The 23025-nt window shown below is 71.5% G+C and carries 22 protein-coding genes; 15 read left to right on the top strand and 7 right to left on the bottom strand.

Features of this window, described 5'->3' with window-relative positions; translation table 11 throughout:
• The first annotated feature begins 26 nt into the window (after positions 1 to 26).
• The 4 genes from BLR04_RS20030 (at position 27) to BLR04_RS40770 (ending at position 3019) form a co-directional block, all read left to right on the top strand.
• Positions 27 to 1418 carry a cytochrome b gene (locus tag BLR04_RS20030; protein WP_090767263.1) on the top strand — a complete coding sequence of 464 codons (1392 nt, stop codon included), beginning with the start codon at positions 27 to 29 and terminating at the stop codon, positions 1416 to 1418.
• Positions 1415 to 2476 carry an NAD(P)/FAD-dependent oxidoreductase gene (locus tag BLR04_RS20025; protein WP_176903187.1) on the top strand — a complete coding sequence of 354 codons (1062 nt, stop codon included), beginning with the start codon at positions 1415 to 1417 and terminating at the stop codon, positions 2474 to 2476. Before BLR04_RS20030 ends, BLR04_RS20025 begins: the two co-directional genes overlap by 4 nt.
• Positions 2477 to 2547: 71 nt before the next feature.
• Entirely contained in the window at positions 2548 to 2727 is a 180-nt protein-coding gene (locus BLR04_RS20020) for a hypothetical protein (RefSeq protein ID WP_143022109.1), read from the top strand.
• Between the two features lie 115 nt (positions 2728 to 2842).
• Positions 2843 to 3019: a hypothetical protein gene (locus BLR04_RS40770; RefSeq protein ID WP_176903186.1), complete on the top strand. Its 177-nt coding sequence runs from the start codon at positions 2843 to 2845 to the stop codon at positions 3017 to 3019.
• Between the two features lie 224 nt (positions 3020 to 3243).
• Here the strand turns inward: BLR04_RS40770 and sigJ are convergent, their stop codons facing one another.
• Both sigJ and BLR04_RS20005 read right to left on the bottom strand, forming a co-directional pair.
• The gene (gene sigJ / locus BLR04_RS20010; protein ID WP_090767252.1) at positions 3244 to 4185 is read right to left on the bottom strand and encodes an RNA polymerase sigma factor SigJ; all 942 of its coding nucleotides are present in this window, start codon (positions 4183 to 4185) and stop codon (positions 3244 to 3246) included.
• A gap of 69 nt (positions 4186 to 4254) precedes the next feature.
• Complete coding sequence (locus tag BLR04_RS20005) at positions 4255 to 4932, bottom strand: sigma factor (RefSeq protein WP_176903185.1); 678 nt, start codon at positions 4930 to 4932, stop codon at positions 4255 to 4257.
• Between the two features lie 52 nt (positions 4933 to 4984).
• Here BLR04_RS20005 and BLR04_RS40765 point away from each other — a divergent pair, with 52 nt between their 5' ends.
• Positions 4985 to 5125, top strand: a complete 141-nt coding sequence (locus BLR04_RS40765; RefSeq protein ID WP_176903184.1) for a hypothetical protein — start codon at positions 4985 to 4987, stop codon at positions 5123 to 5125.
• 199 nt (positions 5126 to 5324) lie between these two features.
• On the opposite strand, the gene BLR04_RS20000 is transcribed toward BLR04_RS40765, so the two are convergent.
• Positions 5325 to 6323: an SDR family NAD(P)-dependent oxidoreductase gene (locus BLR04_RS20000; RefSeq protein ID WP_090767247.1), complete on the bottom strand. Its 999-nt coding sequence runs from the start codon at positions 6321 to 6323 to the stop codon at positions 5325 to 5327.
• Positions 6324 to 6397: 74 nt separating this feature from the next.
• Between BLR04_RS20000 and BLR04_RS19995 the strand changes: the two genes are divergently transcribed.
• Together BLR04_RS19995 and BLR04_RS19990 are read left to right on the top strand one after the other, a co-directional pair.
• The gene (locus BLR04_RS19995) at positions 6398 to 6988 is read left to right on the top strand and encodes a TetR/AcrR family transcriptional regulator (RefSeq protein WP_090767244.1); all 591 of its coding nucleotides are present in this window, start codon (positions 6398 to 6400) and stop codon (positions 6986 to 6988) included.
• Positions 6989 to 7096: 108 nt separating this feature from the next.
• Positions 7097 to 7552, top strand: a complete 456-nt coding sequence (locus tag BLR04_RS19990; protein ID WP_090767238.1) for a MarR family winged helix-turn-helix transcriptional regulator — start codon at positions 7097 to 7099, stop codon at positions 7550 to 7552.
• Here the strand turns inward: BLR04_RS19990 and BLR04_RS19985 are convergent.
• Entirely contained in the window at positions 7545 to 8225 is a 681-nt protein-coding gene (locus BLR04_RS19985; protein ID WP_090767235.1) for a TetR/AcrR family transcriptional regulator, read from the bottom strand. The genes BLR04_RS19990 and BLR04_RS19985 overlap by 8 nt on opposite strands.
• 53 nt (positions 8226 to 8278) lie before the next feature.
• Here BLR04_RS19985 and BLR04_RS19980 point away from each other — a divergent pair, with 53 nt between their 5' ends.
• A complete protein-coding gene (locus BLR04_RS19980) occupies positions 8279 to 9382 on the top strand; it encodes an FAD-dependent oxidoreductase (protein WP_090767232.1) in 1104 nt (367 codons plus the stop codon).
• 30 nt (positions 9383 to 9412) lie between these two features.
• Here BLR04_RS19980 and BLR04_RS19975 read toward each other — a convergent pair whose 3' ends face one another.
• On the bottom strand, positions 9413 to 13480 hold the full coding sequence (locus tag BLR04_RS19975; RefSeq protein ID WP_090767229.1) for a discoidin domain-containing protein: 4068 nt from the start codon (positions 13478 to 13480) through the stop codon (positions 9413 to 9415).
• A gap of 194 nt (positions 13481 to 13674) precedes the next feature.
• Here BLR04_RS19975 and BLR04_RS19970 point away from each other — a divergent pair, with 194 nt between their 5' ends.
• The 5 genes from BLR04_RS19970 (at position 13675) to BLR04_RS19950 (ending at position 19780) form a co-directional block, all read left to right on the top strand.
• On the top strand, positions 13675 to 14208 hold the full coding sequence (locus BLR04_RS19970; protein ID WP_090767225.1) for a PadR family transcriptional regulator: 534 nt from the start codon (positions 13675 to 13677) through the stop codon (positions 14206 to 14208).
• On the top strand, positions 14205 to 14945 hold the full coding sequence (locus BLR04_RS19965) for an ABC transporter ATP-binding protein (RefSeq protein ID WP_090767222.1): 741 nt from the start codon (positions 14205 to 14207) through the stop codon (positions 14943 to 14945). Before BLR04_RS19970 ends, BLR04_RS19965 begins: the two co-directional genes overlap by 4 nt.
• Positions 14946 to 14950: 5 nt before the next feature.
• Complete coding sequence (locus BLR04_RS19960; protein ID WP_090767219.1) at positions 14951 to 16741, top strand: FtsX-like permease family protein; 1791 nt, start codon at positions 14951 to 14953, stop codon at positions 16739 to 16741.
• 85 nt (positions 16742 to 16826) lie between these two features.
• Positions 16827 to 18740: a CocE/NonD family hydrolase gene (locus BLR04_RS19955; RefSeq protein ID WP_090767217.1), complete on the top strand. Its 1914-nt coding sequence runs from the start codon at positions 16827 to 16829 to the stop codon at positions 18738 to 18740.
• Between the two features lie 56 nt (positions 18741 to 18796).
• Positions 18797 to 19780 (top strand): amidohydrolase family protein, encoded by a 984-nt coding sequence (locus BLR04_RS19950; protein ID WP_090767215.1) that lies wholly within the window; start codon positions 18797 to 18799, stop codon positions 19778 to 19780.
• A gap of 12 nt (positions 19781 to 19792) precedes the next feature.
• Here BLR04_RS19950 and BLR04_RS19945 read toward each other — a convergent pair whose 3' ends face one another.
• Entirely contained in the window at positions 19793 to 20293 is a 501-nt protein-coding gene (locus BLR04_RS19945) for an FBP domain-containing protein (protein ID WP_090767212.1), read from the bottom strand.
• Between the two features lie 74 nt (positions 20294 to 20367).
• On the opposite strand from BLR04_RS19945, the gene BLR04_RS19940 reads away from it, so the two are divergent.
• Positions 20368 to 20937, top strand: a complete 570-nt coding sequence (locus BLR04_RS19940; protein ID WP_090767209.1) for a TetR/AcrR family transcriptional regulator — start codon at positions 20368 to 20370, stop codon at positions 20935 to 20937.
• A gap of 1 nt (position 20938) precedes the next feature.
• Here BLR04_RS19940 and BLR04_RS19935 read toward each other — a convergent pair whose 3' ends face one another.
• Complete coding sequence (locus BLR04_RS19935; protein ID WP_090767206.1) at positions 20939 to 21913, bottom strand: zinc-binding alcohol dehydrogenase family protein; 975 nt, start codon at positions 21911 to 21913, stop codon at positions 20939 to 20941.
• A gap of 216 nt (positions 21914 to 22129) precedes the next feature.
• Here BLR04_RS19935 and BLR04_RS19930 point away from each other — a divergent pair, with 216 nt between their 5' ends.
• Entirely contained in the window at positions 22130 to 22972 is an 843-nt protein-coding gene (locus BLR04_RS19930) for a class I SAM-dependent methyltransferase (protein WP_090767203.1), read from the top strand.
• The last annotated feature ends 53 nt before the right edge of the window (positions 22973 to 23025 follow it).

Raw genomic sequence — 23025 nt, 5'->3', positions numbered from 1 at the left:
GAGTGAATCAGAGGTAGGGGGCCCACGTGTTCTCGTTGTCGGCCAAGCGCCGGTCTTTTCAGTTCTCTCACTGGTCGTTCCTGTTCGGCGAGATCGCCGTCTGGTCGTTCGTCGTCCTGCTCGTGACAGGGGCGGTGCTCATGGTGTTCTACGACCCCGGCACGGCCCGGGCGACCTACGACGGCTCCTACGGCCCGCTGCGGGGGCTCCTCGTCAGCAGGGCTTTCGACTCCACCATGCACCTGAGCCTGGAGGTGCGCGGCGGCCTGCTCATCCGCCAGGTGCATCACTGGGCAGCGCTCGTCTTCGTGGCGGCCGTCGTGGTGCAGCTGCTGCGGATGTTCCTCACCGGCGCGTTCCGCCGCCCCCGGACCAGGCAGTGGCTGATCTGGGTGACGCTCCTGGCACTCGCCATGGCAGCGGGCGAGACCGGCAACGCCCTGCCTGACGACTCGCTGTCGGGCGGGAGCCTGTGGCTGATCAAGTCGGTCGTGCAGTCGGTCCCCGTGGTCGGGACGTGGATGCTGTCGCTGCTGTTCGGGCCGGACTTCCCCGGCGACCGGGTCATCCCGCTCTTCTACGGGGCGCACCTGCTGGTCGCGGTCGTCATGGCCGCGCTGCTGACCGCGCGTGAGGTGCTGGTGCGGCGTAACGGCCACTCCCGGTTCGTCGCCTCGCTGCCGGTGCGCCGGAGCGCGCGCCCGATGATGGCGCTCGCGACGGCCGGCATGCTGATCATCCTCGGGTTCGGCTTCCAGATCGCCCCCATCTGGCTGTACGGCCCCGCCAGGCCGACACAGAGCTCGGCGGGCTCGGTCCCCGACTGGTACATGGGCTTCCTCGACGGCGCCCTACGGGTCATGCCCGGCTGGGAGCTCACCGTCAGCGGTTACACGCTCAGCCTCGCGGTCCTCGTCCCCACGCTGGTGCTCCCCGGGGTGTTCTTCACCGCCCTGGCCGCCTACCCGATCGTCGAACGTGTGCTGCTCGCGCGGCGTGGCCGTCGTGACGCGCTCGGCCGGCCGAAAAGCGCCCGCCGCCTGGCCCGGGAGACGGGCGCGAGCGGTCTGCTCGACCGGCCGCGCGACACCCCGGTGAAGACGGCCCTGGCGGTCGCCGGCGTCACGTTCTACGGCCTGCTGTGGGCGGCCGCGTCCAACGACCAGATCGCCCACCAGGTCGGCCTGCCGGTCGAGGACGTGACGATCTTCTTCAGGTTCGCCGTGCTCGTCGGCCCCGTCGTCGCCTTCGTCGTCGCCCGGTGGATGTGCCTGGCGCTGCAGCAGAACGAGCGGGAGGAGGCCGAGCACGGGGTGGAGAGCGGCATCATCGTACGCTCGCCGGACGGCGGGTTCCACGAACGGCTGACGCCGGTGCAGCGCGACGAGCCCGCGATCACCTCAGGAGGGCGGGCGTGACCCGGCCACAGGTGGTGATCGTCGGAGGCGGCGTCGCCGGGACCCAGGCGGCGCGTGTCCTCGCGCGGCGGGTGCGCGGCGGCGCGGAGATCGCGCTGGTCAACCCGGCCGGTGTGACGGTGCATCCGGAACTGCTTCCTCAGGTGGTGACGGGGGTGCTGGGCCCGGACGAGGTGGGTGTGCCGCTGCTGCTGCCGGGTGTGCGCGTGGTGGCGGGCACGGTGACCCACATCGACGCGGAGGCGCAGCGAGTGCTGTACGACGGCGGTGTCCTGAGCTACGACCGGCTGATCGTCGCGGCGGGAAGCGTGAGCGAGGTCGCCCCGGTCTCGACGATCTCGGCGCACAGCGTCGGCTTCCACACCGTCGGCCAGGCCCTCCGCATGCGTGAGCACATCACCCGGCAACTCGCCCTGGCCGCCCGGGCCACCGACTCCTTCGACCGCGCGGCGCGCTGCACGTTCGTCGTGCTCGGCGCGGGCTACGCGGGCACGGCGGCGGTCACCGCCGGGCAGTCGCTGGCGCGGTCGATCGCCCACCGTGACCCGCGGCTGGACGAGCGGGAGATCCGCTGGATCCTGGCGGAACCGGCCGAGCGGCTGCTGCCCGACATGCGGCACAGGTTGTCCAGGACCACGGCCCGGATGCTGCGGGCGCGCGGCGTGGAGGTGCGCACGCAGACCTCGCTCTCTCAGGTGACTTCCGGAGGGCTGCGGCTGACCGACGGCGAGTTCGTCGCCACCCGCACGATCGTGTGGAGTTTCGGGGTGCGGCCCGATCCGCTCGTGACCAACCTCGGGCTCGCGGCCGAGCAGGGCCGGATCAGGGTGGACGATCACCTCGCCGTCCCCGGCCGTCCCGAGATCCACGCCTGCGGCGACATCGCGGCCGTCCCTGACCCGGCCAGGCCGGGCCGGCTCGCCCCGATGAGCGGGCAGCACGCCCTGCATCAGGGCAGGCTGGCGGGCGGCAACGTCGCGGCCTCCCTCGGGTACGGCTCATGCCGGCCGTACGAGCACCGGGCGCACGACTCCGTCGCGGGTTTGATCCGGACCTGAAAGCAGCCTCTCCGCGCGGCCTGAGCGGCCTGGCAGCGACAGCCTTATGAAAGGCCGCACTGTTGGCCGAGATGCGGATCCTGGCCGGCGCCGCCCTGCGCTACCACGCTGGGATCGAGCCGGCCGACCTGAGCTGGACCCTGGTCGAGGCCACCGACCGCATCCCGCCCGAGCCGCACGGGAATCCCGGGCGCCGGAACACGGACGCGCTGGGGATGCGTGCCGTGGACGTACGCTTCGGCACCTGCTGATGTCAGCGGCCGGCGGCACGGCGGTGCTCTCGGACGGGACCACCCTCGACGCCGGCACCCTGGTGTGGGCCACGGGTGAACCGCCGGACGCGCATACGGCGGCCGACGGGTGTCGGTGAACAGGGTCGGGCAGGAAGTCACCACCGAGTACCTGACGGTGGCGGGCGTCACCGACGTCGCGGCCGGTTACGGCGCCGCGGTACCGGACCCGCACGGGCCGGGGATGTTCATCGAGCCCGGCACGCGGTACGGCAGGGCCGGCTGCTGGGCCGCAACCTCATCGCGTACGTGAGAGGAAGGAAGCCCAAGCCGTACAGCTACCGTCGAGGCGATCAGGTACGGCGGTGACACCGGCACGTCGGCCCGCTCGCGTTCGCCTCGCCGGACGCACCGCCTGGCTCGCGCAGGACCGCGGCCCTTGCTCAGCGGGCGGTGGCGTCCCGGCCTGGACAGGTCGGGTTCTGTGGCATCGGCCGATCATTCGTGTCGCAACGGCGATGGACAGCGTGCCCACCCTCAGATCCGATGCCTGTGGCCGGCACCGGTCCAGTCGTGCAGTTTGTCGGGGTTCACCACCATCCATATGTGGGTGAACACATTCCCGTGCGCCTCGGTCGCGACCACGCTCGTGACGGCGCCGTTGAGGCGGACGATGTAGCCGGGCCGGCCGTTGACGTCCTCTCCCACGAACTCCATGCCCGGTTGCCTGCGTAGCAGGCCGAGGAACAGGCGGGCCGCCTTCTCCGCGCCGAAGATCGGACGTCGCGTCGCGTGGGCCTTGCCTCCACCGTCGGTATGCACGACCACGTCGGGATCCAGCAGGTTGACCAGGGCGTCGAAGTCACCGCTCTCGCAGGCTCGTTTGAACTCCACGATGAGATCACGGTGCTGCTCCGCCCCGTCCACCGGGCGCGCCTGCCTCTTCTCCAACCTCCGCCGCGCGCTCACGGCAAGCTGGCGGCAGGCCGCCGGACTCCGGCCGACCACCTCGGCGATCTCGGTGAACGGCAGGCGGAAGACGTCGTGCAGCACGAACACCACACGTTCCGCAGGGGTGAGGGATTCGAGCATGACCAGCATCCCCATGCTGACGGACTCGTCCAGCATCACCTGTTCGGCGGGATCCACCAGCGTGTCCACGGTGCTGCTCCACACCCCGAGATCCCGCAGTGGCTCAGGAATCCACTCGCCCACATAGCGTTCCCGCCGCACCCTCGCGGACGTCAGGTGATCCAGGCAGATCCGCCCTGTCACCCGGGTCAACCAGGCGACGGGCGATCTGATGGCACGCTGCTCGCCCTCGGACATCGCGTACCAGCGCGAGTACGCCTCCTGGACGACGTCCTCGGCGTCGTAGGTGGAGCCGAGCATCCGGTACGCGAGCCCCAGCAGGATCCCCCGGTTGGCGGAAACCGCTCCCTCATGGCTCCGCACCCCCTGCCGCACATCGTTCTTCATGCCTTTATGACGATGTGGTCAGCCGGAACGTGAGGACGAGGCCCTGGACGAGATCGTCCAGGGACCGCGTCATCGTGTCCGTGTCGCGTCCGCCGGCGGATCCTCGCGTTCGTGCCACGCACGAAGTTTGTCGGGGTTCATGACGATCCAGACATCCTGAACAAGGCCATCGCGGACGTGCAGCACGACGACCGCCGCCGTGGTACCGGCCACGCGGACGACGAGCCCCGGCCCACTGTTGATCGACGCTTCCGTGACCGTCACGTCGGCCTGCCCGCCGAACAGGCCGACAAGGAAGCGCGCGGCCGGCTCAACGCCGGTGATCGGCTGAAGTGGGGCACGTACGCGGCCGCCGCCGTCCGTGATCACGGTGACGTCGGGAGCGAGCAGCGCGGTCAACCTGTCGACCTTGTCCGTCCTCGCGCAGGCCTTCCTGAACACCTGCACGATGCGGTCGTCCTGGTACGCGGGCGTCCGTGCCGCCGCCGGTGCGCCACGGGGCGTACAGCGCCCAGGATGCGGGCGAGCGGTCGCGAGCTGCGGTCTCACCGGCGCCTCGTCCAGCCGCTCACAGCACAGGCGGCTCACGACGCTGATGAGCCACGCCGTGGGCGAGTCGACCTCGTCCTGCAGGTCCTCCGGCATCGCGTACCAGCGGACATAGGCCTCCCGCACCACGCACTCGGCATCCTGCGCCGAACTGAGCAAAAGCTCGGCGACCTCACTCATCAGGCGCCGCTCACTCACGATGGTGCTGATCCCTACGTCGGACCAGCGCGCGGGGCGTTGGAGGTCAGACATGACGCGCGGCAGGTCCGTGGACGGGCTCGGCCCGGTGGCGTTCCATGGCCGGTGTCCGGCGAACGGACCGGTTGCCGAGTCGGGTGCTGCGGTGCACGTCGCCGGCCGTCCGGACCGCTTCGGCGTGGCGGTCGGCTGACGTCAGGTGCGCGCCGCCGCCCAGATGGAGGACTGCCCAATGTCGTATCAGGATCACACCGTAACGACGACGCAGGAGGCCTCTCGTGTGAGGTGGACGTACCGAGAGCGTGGTGGGGACGGGCGCCGGACCGGGCTGTCTCGCGCGAGGCAGTGGAGGCACAGTTGCCGTGAAGGCGCCCCGACGGCTCGTCTCCGTCTCAAGCGGAGGCGCGGTCGGGGTGGCTTCCCTGGTCGAGGAGGGTGTTGATCATCGCCTGGAGTTGGTCGCGTCCCATGGAGCCGAGGGCGCCGGTCAGGGCTTGGGCGAGCTTGTCGAACGGGTCGTCCAACGGCAGGTTCGGCACCTGCTCGGCCAACTCCCGCACGCTCCACGGTCCGTCCTTCCGGATGTGGTCGCCGATGGACCAACCGTGGTTGAGCGCGACCGTGCCGCCTCGTACCGACAGTACCTGGCCCGTGAGCGGGCAGGCCGCGCTGGACAGGTAGGCGGCGACGGGGGCGCAGGCGGCGGGATGCAGGGGGTCGAACCGGCCCGCTGGTGGTTCGTCGCTCATGCCAGGAACGGCGAGGGTGAGGCGGGTACGGGCCATCGAGGGGGAGATGCAGTTGACGCGCACGCCGTACCGGCCGAGTTCGAGGGCGGCGACGGTGGTGAGCGCGGCGACGCCGGCGTTGCCCGCCGCGTAGGAAGCCTGCGCGGGCAGCGGGTTGAACAGCCCCGAACCGGACGAGGTGTTGACCACCGCGCGGTCGGCGCGGACCCCTGCCTCGTACCGGTCGCGCCAGTGGCGGGCCGCCCAGTGCGTCACCGCGGCGGTGCCCTTGAGCTTGACGGCCACGACGTCGTCGAAGTCCTTCTCCGACAGGTCGGCCAGGCCCGCGTTTCGCTCGATGGTCGCATTGTTGACCACGACGTGCAGGTCGCCGTAGCACTCCAGGGCCGTCTCGACCATACGGCGGGCGCCGTCCCAGTCGGCGACGCTGTCGGTGTCGGCCACGGCCTGCCCGCCGTGGGCAGTGATCTCCTCGACGACTTTCGCGGCCACGCCGGCGTCGCCGCCGGTGCCGTCGATGGCGACGCCGGGGTCGTTGACGACGACCTTGGCGCCTTCGGCGGCGAAGAACAGCGCCTCCTCCCGCCCGATGCCGCGTCCCGCGCCGGTGATGAGGACGACGCGCCCGTCCAGATCTCCCATGAGTCATCTCCCATACTGACTACAGTCTCTGTATTAATTCATACTATGCAGCGAAATGCACTAGGCTTTGCCCTGTGACGGAGAAGCAGGGGTTGCGGGAGCGCAAGAAGCAGCGCACCCGGCAGGCGCTGATCGAGGCGGCGGTGCGCCTGTTCGAGGACAAGGGCTACGACGACGTGACCGTGGCCGAGATCGCCGACGCCGCGGAGGTGTCCCCGCGCACCTTCTTCCTCCACTTCCCGGCCAAGGAGGACGTGCTGCTCGCCGATGCCGACGTCCGCGTCGACCTGGCGCTGCAGGCGATCTCGGAGCGCCGTGACAGGGAAGGGCTGCCCGAGGTGCTGGTGCGGGCGACGGAGCAGATGATCGTCAACGCCTGGGACGGTGAACTCGCGGCGCTTCGGGCCCGGCTGGCGGCCTCGGTGCCGACGTTGCAGGCCCGGCTGCTGCAGCGCTACCTCACCGCGCAGGCCGAGTTGGCGCAGGCACTGCACCGGGCGTTCCCCGACCGGCTCGACGCGATCACCGCCTCCGCCCTGACCGGCGCGGTGGTGGGCGCGGTCAGCGCGTCCGCCCTGGCCGCGCTGCGGCGCGGCGACGGGCCCGACGAGGTGCGCGACGCCATGCGGCAGGCCGTGGCCTTGGTGGCGCGAGCCGTCGCCTGATCGTTTCCGGCCGTGCCATGGTCGCCCGCTCGTGTGGGCGTGTTGCGTTCGGGCCGTACGGGTTGGAAAATTGACGTGTCAATTTTCTGACGGGAGCGAGGTGGCGTCGTGCGGCAGTTGCCGACGAGCGAGGAGCTGCGTGTCTGGCGCGAGTTCATCGAGACTGCGGAAGCGCTGCGCTCGGAGCTCGCCGCACGTCTGCAGAGCGAGTCGTCCCTGTCGCCGGGCGACTACGCGGTCATGCTCGCGTTGAGCGAGGCGGACGAACATCGGCTGCGATCGTCCGACCTCGCGGTGGCGATCGGGTGGGAGCGCAGTCGCCTGTCCCACCATCTGGGGCGCATGGAACGGCGCGGGCTCGTCCGGCGCGATGATTGCGCCACCGACAACCGGGGAGCGGTGATCGTGCTCGCCGACGACGGGGCCGCGGCCTTCCACCGGGCCACTGTCCCGCACCTGCGCGCCATCCGGGAACTCTTCGTGGACGCCTTGACCCCTGACCAGCTGGCCGCCGCAGGCGACCTGGCCGCGGCACTCCGAGGACGCCTGAACGACGTCACATGAGTTTGGCGGCCACGGCGTCGAGGATCCAGTCGAGGCCCGTCGTGAAGGACGTCTCGGCGTCCACGTCCGTTCCGTCGTGGACGGCCTTGGCCAGCGCGGGGAAGCGGCCCGTGGCCAGCATCCGCGACACGTACGGTCCGTGGGCGCGCTGCCAGTCGTGCTCGGACAGGCCCGTGGCGCGTTCGGCCCGTAGGTGCGCCACCTCGCTCCTGATCGCGCCGATGGTGTAGGCGCCGACGGTCTCCACGGCGCGCATGACGGTGTCGATGTCGGCGAGGCCGTCGAGGGCGGCCAGCGTGGCCTCGGTCACGGCCAGGGCGTTCGGGCCGAGAGTCGGACGGCCGCCGAGCAGGTCGGCGAGCCATTCGTGGCGGAGGGCGGCCTGCCTGGTGCGGTGGGCGCGGACGCGCAGCGCCTCCCGCCAGTCGCCGGGCCGCTCTGCGGGGAGGATCTCGGCGTGGACCTCGTCCACCATGAGGTCGAACAGCTCCTCCTTGGTGGAGATGTAGCCGTACAGCCGCATCGGTCCGACGTCGAGCCGGGCGGCGACCTTGCGCAGCGACACCGCGTCGAGCCCGCCCTCGTCGGCGAGCGCGAGTGCGGCGGCGACGATGCGCTCGCGGTCGAGCGGCGCGGGGCGGGTCGGCGGTTCCGGACGGTCCCATACGGTCATGGATACATCGTAATGTTGCGATACACCGTATTGCAGAAATACAGTGTATCGACATGAGACAACGTATAGCGGTGGTGGGAGGCGGCCCCGCCGGGCTCACCTTCGCCCGGGTCATGCATCGCCACGGTCACCCCGTCACCGTCCTCGAACGCGATCCCGCCCCCGACGCCCGTCCTCCCGGCGGCGCGCTCGACCTGCACGAGGGGATGGGGCAGCGCGCGCTGGAGAAGGCGGGGCTGCTGGCGGAGTTCGAGGCGCTGTCGCGTCCGGAGGGGCAGGCCATGCGCATCCTCGACACCGACGGCACCGTGCTGCGCGACTGGAAGCCGGACCCGGGGGAGCGGTCCAACCCTGAGATCGACCGCGGGCAGCTGCGCGACCTGCTGCTCGGTCCGCTCGACGTCCAGTGGGGCAGGGGCGTGACCGAGGTGGTGCCGGGGTCCCCCGCGCTGGTCCGCTTCTCCGACGGACGGCAGGAGACGTTCGACCTGGTGGTCGGCGCGGACGGCGCCTGGTCGCGGGTCCGCCGGGCGCTGTCACCGGTTACCCCGCACTACACCGGCGTCACCGCCGTCGAGACGTCCGTGGACGACGTCGACTCCCGCAGACCCGACCTCGCCCGCCTGATCGGCGACGGTTCCATGGCCGTGTACGGCGTGAACCGCGGCCTGGTCGCCCAGCGCAACAGCGGCGGCCACGTCAAGGTGTACGTCCAGGTCCGCGTGCCGCCGGAGTGGCACACGGAGGTGGACCCGGCCGACGTGGGGGCCGTGCGGTCACAGGTGCTGGGGCTGTTCGACGGCTGGAGCGCTCCCGTCCTCGACCTGCTCCGCCTCGGCGACGCGTTCACCTACCGCCCGCTGTACGTGCTGCCCGTGTCCCACACCTGGGACCACGTCCCCGGGGTGACGCTGCTGGGGGACGCGGCGCACCTGATGCCGCCGCTGGGAGTGGGCGCGAACCTCGCGATGCTGGAAGGCGCCGAACTCGCCGAGTCCGTCGCCGCCGCGGACGACCTGGACGAGGCCGTCCGCGCCTTCGAGGAACGGATGTGGGCACGGGCCCGCGGCTGGGCGGAGATGACCGCGGCCGGACTGGAACGCCTCGTGAGCCCCGACCCGGCCCAGGCGCTGGCGTTGTTCGACGAGGTTCAGTGAGGGGCCGACGGCGCCGGCCCCTCACGAAGGTCAGCGGGCCGTGACGCGGTCGACGTTGTAGCCCTCGACGCGTACCGCCGGGCGGCCGGTCGGCAGCGAGTCGGCGGGCCAGGACAGCTCGACGGTGCGCGACTCGCCGGGCAGCAGCCAGACGTAGTTGTCGCTGTACAGCGTCGGCAGCACCCGCTCGCCGCTCTTGTCGTCCACCAGCGTCAGCCGCACCATGGCCGCGACCGCGTCGCCGCGGTTGCGGAGCTCGGCGGTGAGCGCGCGCCGCGTCCCCGCCTTGGTCACCTTGCCCACGGACGCGGTGACCTTGACCCGCCGGGCGTCGTTGAGCGCCCGCAGGTCGGCGGGCTCGCGGTAGCGCCAGTAGTCGTTCCTGGACAGCGTCCTGCCCGTGCCGTCCTCCAGGGTGAGGCGGAGCAGGTGGAGGTCGGGCATGTCGTCGGTCCAGCCGGCGGTGAACGCCTCGGCCGTGGCCGAGGAGGCGACGTCGAGCTGCTTGCGCTGCGGCGCGCCAAGACCGCGTCCGCGCAGGTCGTACGCCTGGGCCGTCACCGTCACGCCCTTCAGCTCCCGCGCGGTGTGGTTGACGGCGAGGACCTTCCAGTCGTCGAGTCCGGCCTGCACGTGGACGGGTTCGCACGCCGTGCGGGTCCCGTAGTACATGCCGTTGACGTCGAAGTCGTAGTCGTAGGTCTGCCAGACGGTGCTGTGCCAGGCGGGGTGGGACATCCACAGCATCAGGCCGGTGGCGTCCTGCCACAGGTGGGCGTTCCACGCCTCGAACATGGCGCGCCCGTTCTCGTAGTTGACGAACTGCGCCTTGCGCGCGAAGTCGTCGAGTCCGTCGGACGGGCCGAGCCGGGTTTCGATCGCGGCCTGGTAGTTCTGCGGGGCCTGGTTACCGCGGGTGCTCCAGTCGTGGTAGTACCACACGCCGCCGATCGGCCACTCGGGCTCGGAGCCGGCGAGGTTGCGCACGCTCTCGGCCGTCGACACCACGGGCATGCCGATCTCGGTGTGGAAGCCGAAGTTCTGGCTGCCGTAGGTGGACGGCGAGTAGTAGCGCTGCGGCTCGACCCAGCCGTAGGGGCCGCCGCCGGTGACGGTGCCGCCGGCGGAGTTGTTCTGGTACAGGATGCCAGGGGCCTCGCTCTCGACGGCGGTGCGCATGCCCTCGTCGATGGCGGCGGGCGGGTTGCCCTCGTTGGCGCCGCACCACACGACCACACTGGGGTGGATGCGGTAGCGACGGACGGTGTCGCGGGCCAGGTCGTTGTAGGCCTGGTGGTCCGGCGGGTCCATCGCCCAGGCGTTGGGGAAGTCGTTCCAGACGAGCAGGCCGTGCTCGTCGCAGCCGGCGTAGAACTCCTCGCGGGTGCTGCTGCCCACCCAGTTGCGGATCATGGTGAAGTTCATGTCGCGGTGCATGCGCACCGCGGCGTCCATGCGGGTGTCTGGCATGCGGCGCAGCAGCTCGTCCCAGCCCCAGTTGCCGCCCCTGGCGAAGACGCGGACGCCGTTCACACTGATCTTCAGCGGTTCCGGCGCGAGGTCGACGGTCTTGACGTCGGTCCAGGTGGAGCCGTCGTCGGAGACCTGAATGGTGTACGTCTTCGGGTGCGCGACCTCCCACAGGATGATGATCCGGTCGAAGGTGACGGACGACTCGAGGTCGACCTGGATCGACTGGTTGTCGGCGTAGTCGGACACCCAGCGGGTGTTCGGGTTGCCGTCCGTCGCGTTGGCGGCCGGGTTGCCCGACTCCTCGGTGGAGGCGGTGGCGCGCTTGCCCCGGGCGAGGTCGCTCTGCGGCGCGGCGCTGTTGATGACGGACAGCGTCCACAGCGAATTGCCCCAGCCCGTCGCCCGCTGCCCGCAGGCGATCCGGACGTGCCGGGCGGTGCGGGCGGGGAAGTCGACGGTCTGCAGGCTGGCGTCGCCGCGGTTGAAGGGCAGCGGCACGGCGGAGTTGTCCACCGCCGCCACGTCGCGCCACGTGGAGTCGTCGTCGGACACCTGCACCACGTAGGTCGCGGCGTACGCCTGCTCCCAGGTGAGGTCGATCCGCCGGAAGGAGACCTTGGCGCCGAGGTCGACCCGGATCCACTCGTTGTCGGCGTACTTCGAGGCCCAGCGGGTGCCGGCGTCGCCGTCGGTGACGTTGCCCGGCGCATGGGCGTCCTCGTCGCTGGAGGAGGCGGTGGCGTCCTTGTGCAGGGCCAGGTCGACGCCGGGCGCGGCGTCGTCGTACACCGACAGGGCCCACAGGCTGCTGCCCCAGCCGGTGGCGCGGGTCAGGCACATGATCCGTACGTACTGGGCCTGCTGCTCGCCCAGGTCGACCGACTGCACGTAGGAGTCGCTGCCGCCGCCGAAGGGCAGCGGCACGTGCTGCTCGTAGCCGAACTGGCGGATGCCGAAGCGGGTGACGCGCCGATCGCTCTCGTGGCCGTCGACGGAGGCGACCAGGGTGAGGTCGTGCAGGTGGGGCTCGCCGTAGCCGTTCGGCCACCACAGCTTCGGGTCGCGCAGGCGCAGCCGGTCGTGGGTCGCGGGGGAGAAGGTGACGTCGACGGTCTCGCCGGCGGGCACGGTGACGGTCTGCGAGACGCGTACGTCGCCGAACGCGGCGGAGATGGCGACGGACAGCTCGCTCTCCCCGGCGTTTCGCACGGGGACGACGACGGTGAGCTCGGCGGACCGGGTGTCGGGCAGGCCGGGCAGCTTGGTGTCGACGCGCGGGTCGCCGAGCACGGCGTGCCCGGTCGAGCGCAGCCGTACGTGGTTCCAGATGCCGGAGACGCGGTCGCGTACGGCGGGCATCCAGTCCCAGCCGGAGGAGGCCAGGTACGTCGGGGAGTTGCGGTTCATCATGTTCGCGCCGGCGTCGACGAAGGCGAGCCCCTCGGGCCCCTTGTCGCCGGGGCTGCCGGGGAAGGGCATCGGCGTGATCTGCACGGCGAGGGCCTGCTCGCCGTGGGCGGTGAGCAGGCCGGTGATGTCGTGGGCGGAGCGGCCGAAGGGGTAGGTCAGGTCGCCCACCCGCTGCCCGTTGAGCCAGATGTCGGCCTTGTGGTTGATGCCGTCGAACTCCAGCCAGACGTGCCGTCCTGGTCCGGTGGGCAGGCCGCGCGGCAGGTCGAAGCCGCGCCGGTACCACCACGAGTGACGCGACAGCGCCTCGGGGATGTGCAGGTTGTTGAACCCGGCCACCGGGTCGGGCAGGTGTCCCTGCTCCACCAGCGTGCCGAGCACCGTCCCAGGGACGGTGGCGGGCAGCCAGGCGGAGGTGTCGACCGCGGGCCTGGACAGGGCGGCGCCGTCGCCGCCGGCCCAGTCGTCCATGGTGAGGGTCCAGCCGGACTCGAGCGGCACGGTGCCGTCGGCGGCGACCTCCAGCTTGGGGGCCTTGTGGTGGTGGGTGCCCCAGTCGGTCCAGCCGGTGGCGGACGGGCGGTGGCCGCGCGCGGTGCCGTACACCTCGAAGCCGTTGAGGCCGAGGGGGTTGGCGTTGGAGCGCTTGGTGACGGTCATGCGCACCCAGCGGGCGCGCGCGGGCTGGGCCAGGGCGATGTCCACGACGCCGCCGGTGCCGGAGTCGGTGCGGTGGACGGCGGTCCAGGTGCGGTTGTCGCTGGAGGTCTCGATGACGTACGCGACGGCGCAGCTGGACAGGATCTCCTGCCCGGTGGTGTTGTCGCGCGGGCTGCCGTTCGGGGAGGGCACGAAGACGGGGTCGTCGGCGGTGGCCTCGAAGGTGAGGCGCAGGGCGGTGACGTCGCACTCGGCCTGCAGGTCCACGCAGATCCACTGGGGGTCGCCGGCGGCGGCGCGCCAGCCGCTGCCGCGGACCCCGACGGACTTGAGGCGGTCGACCGCGAACTCGCCGGGGGTGGGCGCGTAGTCGGTGGAGGAGACCGTGATCGGGCGGTAGGCGGCCAGTTCCTCCGGCGCGGCGCCGCCGCGCGGGGTGCGGGCGTCCGCGCGGGAGGGGGACGGGAAGGTTAATCCCGCTCCGAACCCGGCGAGGAGGGTCGCGCCTGTGAGGACGACCGATCGGCGTGAGAGGGAAGGGGGCTGCGCAGACATGTAGGGCAAGGTCCAATCACAGGCGACGGATGACAACGTTGTCAATGGTGGGGTCTGTGTTCGATCTTTGGCAAGTGCCGCGCTCATCTCCGGCCCTTACGGGCCAATGAAACCGGATATTTCACCATAAAACTCCGAGGTTTTGACACCCCGAATAGGTAACCGCTATCTATTGGCTAACCGTTAGGGGGCTCATGCAGGACGCAGTGCTGGCGATGCTCGCCAAGCAGCCGGCGCACGGCTACCACTTGCACGCTCTGCTGCGCCGCGCTCTCGGCCCGCTGGGCGAGTCGATGAACCGCGGCCAGATCTACGTCACCCTGTCCCGCGCCGAGCGGGCGGGGCTCGTCGTCTGCGAGCGGACGGAGGGCCTGCCCGAGCGGCCGGAACGCAAGGTCTACGCGCTCACGGCGGCCGGGCACCAGCGGGTCGCGGCCTGGCTCGCCGAGGTCGGCCGGCCGAAACCCGACCTCGCGGAGTTCCATCTCAAGCTCTTCGCGGCCGCCGCGGCCAGGCTGGCCGACCCGGTGGAGCTGGTGGCGGCGCAACGCCGTGAGCTGCTGCGCCGCCTGCGCGAGGCGCATCAGGCCGCGCTGGCCGAGCCGGCGGGGTCGGGCGCGGGCCTGCTGCTGGAGGGTGTCGTGCTGCGGTTGCAGGCGGATCTGCGCTGGCTGGAGTCCTGCGAGCGGGCCTGGTCCACGGTCGACGACGAAGCTGAGGACGGATGAACGAGCCGAACGCCGTACTGCGGGCCCGCGGCCTGACGCGGACGCACGGTCAGGGACAGAGCCGGGTGCTCGCGGTGGACGAGGTCTCCCTTGACGTGCCGCAAGGCCAGACGCTGGCGGTGACGGGCCCCAGCGGCTGCGGGAAGTCCACCCTGCTGCACCTGCTGGGTGGCCTGGAGCGGCCCACCGGCGGGGAGGTGTGGGTGGCCGGGCGGCGCGTCGACACGCTGAGCGAGCGCGCACTGGCCCGCCTGCGGCGCCGGTCGGTGGGGTTCGTCTTCCAGTCGTTCCACCTGGTGGAGGAGCTGTCGGCGGCGGAGAACGTGGAACTGCCCGCGCTGCTGGCCGGCCGCTCGCGCCGCCAGGCCAGGCGGCGCGCGGGCCTGCTGCTGGACCGGGTCGGGCTCGCCGAGCGCGCCCGGCACCTGCCGTCGCAGCTGTCGGGCGGGCAGCGGCAGCGGGTCGCCATCGCCCGCGCGCTGGTCAACGACCCGCTGGTCGTCCTGGCCGACGAGCCGACCGGCAACCTCGACAGCGCGGCCACCCTGGAGGTGCTGCGGATCTTCGAGGAGTTGCGCGCGGGGGGACAGACCTTGGTCATCGTCACGCACGACGACCGGGTCGCGGCCACCGCCGACCGGCTGATCTCGATGCGTGACGGGATGTTCGTGGACGACACCTGGCTGGCCGGCGCGCACCCGCGCGGGCTCGGCGGGCTGATCGGGCTGGAGGGCTGACCGTCGTGGGCTCCCTCACCCTCGTCCTGCGGCTGGTGCTCGCCGACGTGCGCCGGCACCGGGCCCAGGCCGCGCTGCTGCTGCTCGCGGTCACCGTCGCCACCGCCACCCTGGCGTCTGGCTGGTCCCTGAGCGACGTGAACGACGCGCTGTACGAACGGACGCGCGCGGCCACCGCCGGGCCCGACCTGGTGGTGCTGTCCGGCGACACCGGCCGCGCCGTCACCTCGGTGCTGCGCACGCTGGCCGACGATCGCGAGGTCGTCGCCCACCATGGCCCGTACCGCGTCGTCTACGCCGATCTCACCACGCGCGGTTCCCTCAGCTCCGCCGTGGTCGTGCACGGGTTCGCCGAGAAGCCGGCCGCGGTCAACCGGCCGCTGGTGACGTCGGGCCGCTGGGTACGCCCCGGCGGGACGGTACTCGAACGCGGCTTCGCCACCGCGCTGGGCGTCGAGGTCGGCGACGACGTGACCATCGCCGGGCGGACGTACCCCGTCGTCGGGATCGCCGTCACCGCGGCCACCTCCATCTATCCCTGGGCGGCGCAGATCGGTCCGGGCGGCGGTCCCAGCGACTACAGCGGTCTCGCCTGGATGACCGTGGCGGACGCCAGGACGCTGGCGTCGTCCCACGACCTGCCGGTGACGCTGGCGATGGACCTGAAGCTGCGCGACCCCGCCGCCACGGAGGCCTTCCGTCACTCCCAACACGTCACCGGCGTGCGGGTCAACTTCCACTCCTGGCAGTTCAGGGCCCAGCAGGACGACGTCATCCTCAAGAGGAGCCGGCCGATCCTGGTCGTCGGCAGCTGGTTGCTCGGCCTCCTCGCCGTCACCGGCGTCGCCGCGCTGGCCGCCGGACGCGCCGCCGAGCAGATCCGCCGGGCCGGGCTGCTGAAGGCCGTGGGCGCCACCCCGGGGTTGATCGCTGCCGTGCTGCTGACCGAGTACCTGGCGCTGGCGCTGGCCGGTGACGCGCTGGGGTTGCTGATCGCCCGGCTGGCCCTGCCCGCCGTGGCCAGTCCCACGGCCAGCCGGTTGGGCGACCCCGACGGGCCGACCGGCGCCGCCGTCGTCGCGGCGACCGTGCTGGCCTTGGCGGTGGCGGCGCTGTCCACGCTGCGTCCCACGCTGCGGGCCGTCCGTACGGCGACCGTCACAGCGCTGGCCGCCCCCGTGCAGCAGCCCCGCCACCGGCCCTGGCTCACCGCGCTGTCGGCGCTGCTGCCCACGCCGCTGCTGCTGGGCCTGCGGCTGACCGCCCGCCGGCCGGGCCGCGCCGTGCTGCAGGCGTGCTGCACGGCCACCGCGGTGGTCGCGATGGTGGCCGTGCTGACGCAGCACGCCCAGCCCGAGCGGGGCTACGGCCTGGGCGGCTCCTCCGTCCTGCCCAACCTGCGGGGCGAGCACGACCGGCAGCTGTTGCTGGCCGTCACCGTCCTGCTGCTCGCGCTCGCCGTGGTGAACACGGTCACGCTCACCTGGACCACGGCGATGGAGGCCCAGGCGAACCTGGCCATCGCGCGGACGCTCGGCGCCACCCCGGGGCAGGTCACGGCGGGACTGTCGGTCGCGCAGCTGCTGGCGGGCCTGCCGGGCGCGATCGCCGGCGTGCCGCTCGGCCAGGGACTGCTCTCGATCTTCGCGGCACCGAACGCGGTGGACCCGCCGTCCTCGTGGCTGGCCGGCGCCGTGCTGGTGGCCGTCCTCGCGACGGCGGCGCTCACCGCGCTGCCCGCCCGCCTGCTCTCGCGTACGTCGGTGGCAAGGGTACTCAGCGCCGAGACGGCGTGAGCTTCGGCAGGCGTCGTACGCGCGGATCCGGGTTTCCGGCAAACGACCAGTGCCGCACAGGACGGACGTTTGTACGGTTCGCCACATGAAGTCCCTTTTATTAGCGCCGCGCAGGACCGCCTTCGGTGTGGGGTTGCTCGCGGCCGTCTCGCTGCTGGCAGCACAGGGCCAGGCCGCGACAGCCGTGGCCGACAGCAGGCCCGGCATCGTGGTGCGGAACGGCGTCACGCAACCGGTGTTCGGCTACGCCGACGCGATCCGCGAGCACGTGTGGGTGGACGCCCCCTTCGACAGCGACCACGACGGGGAGAACGACCGCATCTCGGTCGACATCATGCGTCCACGGGCCACCGAGCACGGCCTGAAGGCGCCGGTCATCATGGACGCCAGCCCGTACTACTCGACCCTCGGCCGCGGCAACGAGTCGGAGCTGAAGCAGGACACCGACGGCGACGGCCTGCTCGACAAGTGGCCGCTGTTCTACGACAACTACTTCGTGCCCCGCGGCTACGCCGTCGTCCTGCTGGACATGGTGGGCACCAACAACTCCACCGGCTGCCCGACCACCAACGGCACGCCGGACAACCTGTCGGCCAAGGTCGCCATCGACTGGCTGAACGGCCGGGGCACCGCCCGCGACGCCGACGGCACCGTGGTCTCCGCCCCGAACTGGCACAACGGCAAGACCGGGATGATCGGCAAGTCGTACGACGGCAACCTGGCCCTCGCGACGGCGGTCACCGGGGTCGAGGGGCTCAGCACGATCGTCGACATCGCGGGCCCGTCGAACTACTACGACTACACCCGTAAGAACGGCGTCGTCACCCGCTCCAACCACTACGTGGCCAGCCTCGCCAACACCGTGACCGATCCTGACCGGCGCGAGCACTGCGCCCCGGTGCGGGAGGAGATCAGCGCCGCGGACGGCGACGCCACCGGCGACTACTCCGACTTCTGGGCCGAGCGCGACTACGTCAAGGACGCCGCGAACGTCCGGGCCAGCGTCTTCATGGTGCACGGCCTGAACGACGACAACGTACGGCCCGATCACTTCAGCCAGTTCTGGACCGAGCTCGCCAGGCACGACGTGCCGCGCAAGCTGCTGCTGTCGCAGGAAGGGCACGTCGACCCGTTCGACTTCCGCCGTACGGCGTGGGTGGACACGCTGCACCGGTGGTTCGACAACTGGCTGCAGGACGTGCCCAACGGCATCATGAAGGAGCCCCGGGTCGACATCGAGCGGGCGCCGGACGTGTTCACGTCCTACCGCGACTGGCCGGTCCCCGGCGCGAAGGAGACCAGCCTGCGCTTCCAGCCGGCCGCGGACGGCGGCCCCGCCGGCCTGGCGGTCAAGCCGCCCAACGGACGCCCGGTCGAGCTGACCTTCCAGGACGACCCCGCCCAGACCGAGAGCCAGATGCTCGGCAACCTCTCCGAGGCCGGCCAGAACCGGCTGGTGTTCCAGTCCGAGCCGCTCACCGCGCCGCTGCACGTCTCCGGCACCCCGGTCGTACGGCTGCACGCGTCGGCCGACCAGACCGACACCAACCTCGGCGCCGTCCTGGTCGACCTCGGCCCGCAGACCCGCGTCAGCTGGGAGACCTCCGGTGAGGGCATCAGGACGCTGTCCACCGAGGACTGCTGGGGCGAGAGCAGCCCGAGCGACGACGCCTGCTACAAGCAGACCGCGAAGAACATCGTGACCAGCGACCGGGAGCGGATCAGCAAGGGCGTCATGGACGCGCTCAACCGCGACTCCCTCACCACGCCGGAGCCGCTCGTCCCTGGCACGAAGTACGACTTCGACCTGCCGCTGCTGCCGGTGGACCACGTGTTCGAGCCCGGCCACCGGATCGGCCTGGTCGTGGTCGGCAGCTACCGCAGCTACTCCAGCGTCGCGGACCAGACCCGCGCGAACATCAGCGTGTCCACCAAGGTCAGCGACTTCCGGCTGCCCCTGGTCGGCGGCCGCCAGGCGGCGAGCCGGGCAGGCCTGTGACACCCTGGGAGTAACCCTCGTTTTTTGAGGGTTACTCCCAGATCGGGGTGTTGACGATGCGGACGATCGCGCTGGAGGAGCACTACGCCACCCCGGCGTTCCTGGACGGCCCCGGGCGCGCCTTGACCGAGCGGGCCGTCGCCACCGGCCGCCACCCGGACGTGGGCGCGCTCGTCGGCGAGCTCTGCGATCTGGGCGAGGGCCGGATCGCCGCGATGGACGCCGCCGGCATCGACGTCCAGGTGCTCTCCCTCACCTCGCCCGGCCTGGAACAGCTCGGCGCCGACGAGGCGGTCACACCGGCCAGGGAGACGAACGACGTGCTGGCCAGGGCGGTCAGGAGCCACCCCGGCAGGTTCGCCGGGTTCGCCGCCCTGCCCACCGCCGCCCCCGATCTCGCGGCCGACGAGCTGCGGCGGACGGTCGAGGAGCACGGCTTCGCCGGCGCGCTGATCAATGGGCACACGCGGGGGCGCTACCTGGACGACGAGTTCTTCTGGCCGATCCTGGCGTGCGCCGAGCGCCTCGGCCGCCCGCTCTACCTGCACCCCACACCGCCGCCGTCCTCGATCGTCGACGGCATGTACCGGGGGAACTTCCCGGAGGGCGTGACGGTCGCGCTGTCGACCGCGGCCTGGGGCTGGCACCTCGAGACCGCCACCCACCTGCTGCGCATCGTGCTCAGCGGCGCGCTCGACCGCTTCCCCGGCCTGCGGCTGGTGGTCGGTCACCTGGGGGAGGCGCTGCCGTTCATGCTGCCGCGCCTCGACCGCATCCTGCCCGTCCAGCTGACCGGGCTGGAGCGGAGCGTCGGCGACTACCTGCGCGACCGCGTCCATTACACGATCAGCGGGTTCACCTGGACCCCCGCCTTCCTCGACCTGCTGCTCCAGGTCGGCAGCGAGCAGATCATGTTCTCGGCCGATCACCCGTACAGCTCGATGGCCGAGGCGCGCGCGTTCCTCGACCGGCTTCCCGTCAGCGCCTCCGACCGCGAGCGGATCGCGCACGGCAACGCCGAGAGGCTGCTCGGGATATGAGCATGCGTGAGATCAGCTGCCCCGCACCTTGTCGAGGAACGTGCGCAGGTTGTCCTCGGTGCGGGTGACCTTCTCGGCGACGCCGAGCGACTCCTCGACGGCCGCGCCGCCCGCGGCGTCCTTCCTGCCGCGGACGTAGAGGGAGCAGGCGAGGTCGGCGCACAGGTACTGGCCGACGGTGTTGCCCTGGCGTCCGGCCTCGCCGGTGCGGCGGGCCGTCATCAGCGCCACGCCGCCGCCGGTGTGCGTGGTGAGGCACAGCGAGCACATGCTGCGCGCGGTGAAGGAGCGCGACGCTCCTGAGGTCACCCGCAGTGCGATCCCGACGAGCCGGCCGTCGCGTTCGGCGACCAGGTAGGCGCGTTCCGGCGCCCCCGGGTCGCGCCAGCCGAGGAAGTCGAGGTCGTCCCAGGGAAGGTCGGCGAAGTCGCGGGGCAGGCCGAGCCGGGTGGCCTCGCCCTTGGAGCAGTTGACGAAACAGGTACGGATGTCGCGTTCGGTGATAGGTCTCATGGCAGGTGCACGCTAGCCCCGCTTAAGGCTAATATGCAAATGCTTAAAATCTTTAAGTTATTGGAGGGTGACGTATGGCCCGTGCAGGGCTGACCGCGGAACGGCTGACCAAGGTGGCGGCCGACCTGGCCGACGAGATCGGCTTCCAGAACGTGACCGTCTCCGCGCTCGCGCGCGGCTTCGACGTCAAACCGGCCGCCCTGTACTCCCACGTCAAGGACGTCCAGGAGATCCGGGTGCGGGTGGCGTCGCTCGCCCTCGGCGAGCTCGCCGACCGGGCCGCCGACGCCCTGGCCGGCCGCGCCGGCAAGGACGCGCTCGTGGCCTTCGCCAACGCCTACCGCGGCTACGCCAAGCAGCACCCCGGCAGGTACGCGGCGATGCAGATCGAGCTCGACGCCGACACGGTGGACGTCAGCGCCGCCGTACGGCACTCGGACATGACCCGGGCGATCCTGCGCGGGTACGAGCTCGCCGAACCCGACCAGACGGACGCGATCCGGATGCTGCACGGCACCTTCCACGGCTTCGTGAGCCTGGAGATGGCCGGCGGCTTCAGCCGTACCCCGCGCGACGTGGACGCCTCCTGGACCCGCACCCTCGACGCCCTCGACTCCGTCCTCAGGAACTGGCCCCCTGCGTGAGTCAGTCGTTCACGACCACCATCTTGCCCCCGGCCTCGTTGGCCTCCATCAGGCGGTGCGCCTCCCGTACGTCCTCGAAGGCGAAGACGCGGGACGGCTCGGCTCTCAGCCGGCCCGCCGCCACCTGCGCGGCGATCTCCTGCAGCGGAACGTCGGACAGTGGGAAACCCGGGGTTCCGAAGACGAAACTCCCGAAGAAGGTCAGGTAGACGCCGCTGGCCATCTGCAGCAGCGGGTTGAAGTCGGCGATCGGGTCCAGCCCGCCCAGCCAGCCGGCCAGGCAGGCGCGGCCGCCACGTCGCAGCATGTCCAGGGAGTCGAGGATGGTGCTGTTGCCCACCAGGTCCAGCACCGCGTCGATCTGCTTGGCCTCGGCGATCTGCCGGGACAGGTCCGGCCGCTCCCGTTCGCCGCGCACCGCGCCGAGCTCCTCCAGCATGGGGAACCTCGCCGGGTCGCGACTGGTGGCGATGACGCGGGCGCCCGCGTTGACCGCCAGGTTGATCGCGGCCCGCCCGAAGGAGGAGGTCGCACCCCGGATGACCAGCGTCTGCCCGTCCTCGATCCCGAGGTTGCGGAACAGGCAGGTCCAGGCCGTGGCGTAGGTCTCGGGGATGGCCGCGAGCCGGGCCCACGGCAGATCGGACTCGATCATCGCGACGTTCGACGCGGGTGCCCGCGTGTAGTCGGCGTAGCTGCCGTTGATGGTCCGTCCCAGGCCGCCCATCAGGGCCGCCACCTTGGCGCCGAGCGGGAACTCCCCACCGGGGCAGGACGCGACCAGCCCGACGCACTCGATGCCGCTCACCCTCGCCGCCTCGGCCCACTCACCTCGCCGCATGTGCATCTCGGCGTGGTTGATGCCGAACGCCTTGATGTCGATGACGACATGACCTTCGAGCGGCTCGGGTTCGGGCAGTTCGGTGTAGACGAGACAGTCGGGACCGCCGAACTTGTCGATGACGATGGCACGCATCACAGCCCTCCAGACCGGCGCCACGAGCGTCGGCCCCTTCGGAGGGGACCGCTGTCTCCCGGACCTCGTCGCACCGCGCAGGTTCTGACCGGCACTTCCAGTCTAATGAGCCCGCCTTCCGAGCCTCGCCGGCCGCGTGAGGCGGACAGACTGTTGACAGGGCCTCGGGGGCGTTGTGGACTCCCGGTCATGATCGTTCGTTCGTGAGGGGTTCACATGGCTGTGCGAAACGCCGGGCAGTACAGCACGTCGAACGGGGCCGGGACGGGGGCCGCGCACGCCGAACTGGTCGGCCGGTTGCTGGACGCGGCCGCCGTCGGGGAACGCGACCAGGTGCTCGACATCGGCTGCGGCGCGGGTGGATCGTCGCGCATCGCCGCCCGGCGCGCGCCGCAGGGGTGGGTACTCGGGATCGACCCGTCGGGGCCGAAGCTGCGCAAGGCCCGCTCGGCCGCGGCGGACGCCGGGATCGGCAACCTCACGTTCGAGCAGGTGGACGTCCAGACACACCCCTTTCCCGAGGGCCGGTTCGACGCGGCGATCAGCCACTGCGGCGTGATGTTCTTCGCCGACCCGGTGGCCGCGTTCGCCAACGTCGGACGGGCCCTGCGGCCGGGCGGGCGGCTCGCGTTCGTGTGCCCCCAGCCCGCCCAGGAGTGCGAGTGGTACGTGGTGCCCATCGCCGCGCTGCTGGGCATCGAGGCGCGTCCGCAGCAGGTGGTGTCCGCCTGCCCGGGGCAGGCCCCCGCGCTGTTCTCGCTGTCCGATCCGGTGCGCATCCGTCAGGTGCTCGGCGGCGCGGGGTTCACCGACGTGACGATCGAGGCCCTGCACGTGCCCCGCGACGCCGGGCGGACGGCGGCCGAGGCGGCTGAGGCGTTCCTGTCCGCCGGCCCGGCCCGCGACCTCGTCGAACGCCACCCCACCCTGACCCGCCATGTGGCCCGCGCCAGGCTCACAACCGCGCTCCAGCCGTACGCGGGCGACGGCGCGGTGCTGTTGCCGGACGCACAGTGGCTGGTGAGCGCCCGCTGGAACGGCGACATGATCCCGCGCTGAGCGGGGGCCCGTACGCCGCACGGTCCGCGCTGCCACCCACGGGCCCTATCCTA

The sequence above is a fragment of the Nonomuraea maritima genome, assembly GCF_900100395.1.
GTDB lineage: Bacteria > Actinomycetota > Actinomycetes > Streptosporangiales > Streptosporangiaceae > Nonomuraea > Nonomuraea maritima.
This window is presented reverse-complemented; position numbering and strand designations above follow the sequence as displayed.

Coding starts and splice junctions, on each gene's coding strand:
- BLR04_RS20020 (WP_143022109.1), top strand. CDS start 2,548: ATGCGGATCCTGGCCGGCGCCGCCCTGCGCTACCACGCTGGGATCGAG.
- BLR04_RS19950 (WP_090767215.1), top strand. CDS start 18,797: ATGCGGACGATCGCGCTGGAGGAGCACTACGCCACCCCGGCGTTCCTG.
- BLR04_RS20000 (WP_090767247.1), bottom strand. CDS start 6,323: ATGGGAGATCTGGACGGGCGCGTCGTCCTCATCACCGGCGCGGGACGC.
- BLR04_RS19985 (WP_090767235.1), bottom strand. CDS start 8,225: ATGACCGTATGGGACCGTCCGGAACCGCCGACCCGCCCCGCGCCGCTC.
- BLR04_RS19930 (WP_090767203.1), top strand. CDS start 22,130: ATGGCTGTGCGAAACGCCGGGCAGTACAGCACGTCGAACGGGGCCGGG.
- BLR04_RS19970 (WP_090767225.1), top strand. CDS start 13,675: ATGCAGGACGCAGTGCTGGCGATGCTCGCCAAGCAGCCGGCGCACGGC.
- BLR04_RS19955 (WP_090767217.1), top strand. CDS start 16,827: ATGAAGTCCCTTTTATTAGCGCCGCGCAGGACCGCCTTCGGTGTGGGG.
- BLR04_RS19965 (WP_090767222.1), top strand. CDS start 14,205: ATGAACGAGCCGAACGCCGTACTGCGGGCCCGCGGCCTGACGCGGACG.
- BLR04_RS19945 (WP_090767212.1), bottom strand. CDS start 20,293: ATGAGACCTATCACCGAACGCGACATCCGTACCTGTTTCGTCAACTGC.
- BLR04_RS40765 (WP_176903184.1), top strand. CDS start 4,985: ATGACGCGCGGCAGGTCCGTGGACGGGCTCGGCCCGGTGGCGTTCCAT.
- BLR04_RS19980 (WP_090767232.1), top strand. CDS start 8,279: ATGAGACAACGTATAGCGGTGGTGGGAGGCGGCCCCGCCGGGCTCACC.
- sigJ (WP_090767252.1), bottom strand. CDS start 4,185: ATGAAGAACGATGTGCGGCAGGGGGTGCGGAGCCATGAGGGAGCGGTT.
- BLR04_RS19935 (WP_090767206.1), bottom strand. CDS start 21,913: ATGCGTGCCATCGTCATCGACAAGTTCGGCGGTCCCGACTGTCTCGTC.
- BLR04_RS19975 (WP_090767229.1), bottom strand. CDS start 13,480: ATGTCTGCGCAGCCCCCTTCCCTCTCACGCCGATCGGTCGTCCTCACA.
- BLR04_RS19940 (WP_090767209.1), top strand. CDS start 20,368: ATGGCCCGTGCAGGGCTGACCGCGGAACGGCTGACCAAGGTGGCGGCC.